The sequence below is a fragment of the Acinetobacter sp. SwsAc5 genome (genome assembly GCF_013391485.1).
Classification (GTDB): Bacteria; Pseudomonadota; Gammaproteobacteria; order Pseudomonadales; family Moraxellaceae; genus Acinetobacter; species Acinetobacter towneri.
This window is the reverse complement of sequence record NZ_JACAXD010000057.1, coordinates 1-3,628: the sequence shown is the minus strand read 5'-3', so window position 1 is coordinate 3,628 and position 3,628 is coordinate 1. Positions and strand designations below refer to the sequence as shown.

The following is a 3,628-nucleotide window of genomic DNA, read 5'->3' as shown; positions in this document are numbered from 1 at the left end:
CAACTGTTTGGGTGTTGTATAGTCAAGCCTCACGAGCAATTAGTATTGGTCAGCTTCACATATCGCTATGCTTCCACATCCAACCTATCAACGTCGTAGTCTTCAACGGCTCTTTAGGAGGCATAAAGCCTCGGGGAAATCTTATCTTGAGGTAGGCTTCCCGCTTAGATGCTTTCAGCGGTTATCCCTTCCGAACATAGCTACCCGGCGATGCGACTGGCGTCACAACCGGTACACCAGAGGTTCGTCCACTCTGGTCCTCTCGTACTAGGAGCAGATCCTCTCAAATTTCCAGCGCCCACGGTAGATAGGGACCGAACTGTCTCACGACGTTCTAAACCCAGCTCGCGTACCTCTTTAAATGGCGAACAGCCATACCCTTGGGACCTGCTTCAGCCCCAGGATGAGATGAGCCGACATCGAGGTGCCAAACACCGCCGTCGATATGAACTCTTGGGCGGTATCAGCCTGTTATCCCCAGAGTACCTTTTATCCGTTGAGCGATGGCCCTTCCATACAGAACCACCGGATCACTAAGACCTACTTTCGTACCTGCTCGACTTGTGGGTCTCGCAGTTAAGCGCGCTTTTGCCTTTATACTCTACGCGTGATTTCCGACCACGCTGAGCGCACCTTCGTACTCCTCCGTTACTCTTTAGGAGGAGACCGCCCCAGTCAAACTACCCACCAGACATGGTCCTCGTCCCGGATAACGGGACAGAGTTAGAACCTCAACATTACCAGGGTGGTATTTCAAGGACGGCTCCACTCGGACTAGCGTCCAAGTTTCAAAGCCTCCCACCTATCCTACACAAGTAAGGTCAAAGTTCAATGTCAAGCTGCAGTAAAGGTTCACGGGGTCTTTCCGTCTAGCCGCGGGTACACCGCATCTTCACGGCGAATTCGATTTCACTGAGCCTCTGCTGGAGACAGCGCCGCCATCATTATGCCATTCGTGCAGGTCGGAACTTACCCGACAAGGAATTTCGCTACCTTAGGACCGTTATAGTTACGGCCGCCGTTTACTGGGGCTTCGATCAAGAGCTTCGCTTACGCTAACCCCATCAATTAACCTTCCAGCACCGGGCAGGCATCACACCCTATACGTCCACTTTCGTGTTTGCAGAGTGCTATGTTTTTAATAAACAGTTGCAGCGGCCTGGTTTCTGAGGCTGTCGACAGCTCAAGGAGCGAGTCCTATCACCATCAACAGCGTACCTTCTCCCGAAGTTACGGTACCATTTTGCCTAGTTCCTTCAGCAGAGTTCTCTCAAGCGCTTTGGTCTACTCGACCTGACCACCTGTGTCGGTTTCGGGTACGATTCCAGTGTAACTGAAGCTTAGAGACTTTTCCTGGAAGCAGGGTATCAGCCACTTCACTGTACAAGTACAGCTTGCTATCAGATCTCAGCATAGAGCACCCCGGATTTGCCTAAGATGCATGCCTACTTCCTTTCACCTGGACTACCAACGCCAGGCTGACTTAACCTTCTCCGTCCTCTCATCGCATTACACTGAAGTATTGGAATATTAACCAATTTCCCATCGACTACGCCTCTCGGCCTCGCCTTAGGGGTCGACTCACCCAGCCCCGATTAACGTTGGACTGGAACCCTTGGTCTTTCAGCGAACGGGTTTTTCACCCGTTTTGTCGTTACTCACGTCAGCATTCGCACTTCTGATACCTCCAGCAGACTTCTCAATCCACCTTCTTCGGCTTACAGAACGCTCCCCTACCACGTATACAATGTATACATCCGCAGCTTCGGCACATAGTTTTAGCCCCGTTACATCTTCCGCGCAGGCCGACTCGACTAGTGAGCTATTACGCTTTCTTTAAAGGGTGGCTGCTTCTAAGCCAACCTCCTAGCTGTCTATGCCTTCCCACATCGTTTCCCACTTAACTATGATTTTGGGGCCTTAGCTGGCGGTCTGGATTGTTTTCCTCTTGACTACGGACGTTAGCACCCGCAGTCTGTCTCCCGGATAGTACTCATTGGTATTCGGAGTTTGCATCGGTTTGGTAAGTCGGGATGACCCCCTAGCCGAAACAGTGCTCTACCCCCAATGGTATTCGTCCGAGGCGCTACCTAAATAGCTTTCGGGGAGAACCAGCTATCACCGAGTTTGATTAGCCTTTCACCCCTATCCACAAGTCATCCCCTGGCTTTTCAACGACAGTGGGTTCGGTCCTCCAGTTAGTGTTACCCAACCTTCAACCTGCTCATGGATAGATCACCCGGTTTCGGGTCTATACCCAGCAACTATACGCCCTATTAAGACTCGATTTCTCTACGGCTCCCCTATTCGGTTAACCTTGCTACTGAATATAAGTCGCTGACCCATTATACAAAAGGTACGCAGTCACCAAACAAGTTGGCTCCCACTGCTTGTATGCATGCGGTTTCAGGATCTATTTCACTCCCCTCACAGGGGTTCTTTTCGCCTTTCCCTCACGGTACTGGTTCACTATCGGTCAGTCAGGAGTATTTAGCCTTGGAGGATGGTCCCCCCATATTCAGACAAGGTTTCACGTGCCTCGCCCTACTCGTCATCATTATGTGTGCCCTTTCGTGTACAGGACTATCACCCACTATGGTTGCACTTCCCAGAGCATTCCACTAAAACACACATAACTTAATGGGCTTTTCCCCTTTCGCTCGCCGCTACTGAGGGAATCTCAATTGATTTCTTTTCCTACGGGTACTGAGATGTTTCACTTCCCCGCGTTCGCTTCGTATGACTATGTATTCATCATACGATACCTACCTTAAGGTAGGTGGGTTTCCCCATTCAGAAATCTCCGGATCAAAGGATATTTGCCGCCTCCCCGGAGCTTTTCGCAGGCTATCACGTCTTTCTTCGCCTCTGACTGCCAAGGCATCCACCACATGCACTTAATTACTTGACTATACAACCCCAAACAGTCGTTAACACTTACAAGTGAGTGTAACAACAGGCTTGCGCCCACAGTTTGTTGCTTTGTGCACTTAAGCACTGTACAGCTTCAATCTAAATTCATATACCAAAACGCTTGATTCAGTTAATTTGCTAGTTCTCATTTCAATTCGTAATTAAACCGTAACACCGAAGCATTACTGTCAATCTTGAATTAAATGAGTTGAACAATTTATTTCAGACTCAATTTTTGCCAATCTGTTAATGAATTAATGCGTCTTCGTCAGACCGCACTAAATACTGTGATATTTAAATCACAGAACTTAATAAGCTTATACTTACTAAATTCTGTAATCTTTAGCTTATACCCATACTCAATAAGTACGTGGTGGAGACTAGGAGAGTCGAACTCCTGACCTCCTGCGTGCAAAGCAGGCGCTCTACCAACTAAGCTAAGTCCCCAGCTTATCATCTGTGATTCGATATATCTTCAATTCCTGTAACTTGATTTATTCAATCTAGGTCAAAGTCATGGTGGGTCTGACAAGACTTGAACTTGTGACCCCACGCTTATCAAGCGTGTGCTCTAACCAACTGAGCTACAGACCCTCAGATACATCGTCATGAAGAACAACTTGTTGTGGATTCTTACCAATCGTCAATCTTTCGTTAAGGAGGTGATCCAGCCGCAGGTTCCCCTACGGCTACCTTGTTACGACTTCACCCCAGT

2 tRNA genes and 2 rRNA genes are annotated in these 3,628 nt (G+C 48.6%); all 4 read right to left on the bottom strand.

Annotated features, from left to right (window positions below):
• Positions 1 to 18: 18 nt before the first annotated feature.
• Positions 19 to 2,911: ribosomal RNA gene (locus HYG89_RS15710) — 23S ribosomal RNA — on the bottom strand.
• A gap of 373 nt (positions 2,912 to 3,284) precedes the next feature.
• A tRNA-Ala gene (locus HYG89_RS15705) sits at positions 3,285 to 3,360 on the bottom strand.
• Positions 3,361 to 3,430: 70 nt separating this feature from the next.
• Positions 3,431 to 3,507: transfer RNA gene (locus HYG89_RS15700), tRNA-Ile, on the bottom strand.
• Positions 3,508 to 3,568: 61 nt separating this feature from the next.
• Positions 3,569 to 3,628, bottom strand: a 16S ribosomal RNA gene (locus HYG89_RS15695); the annotation flags it as partial.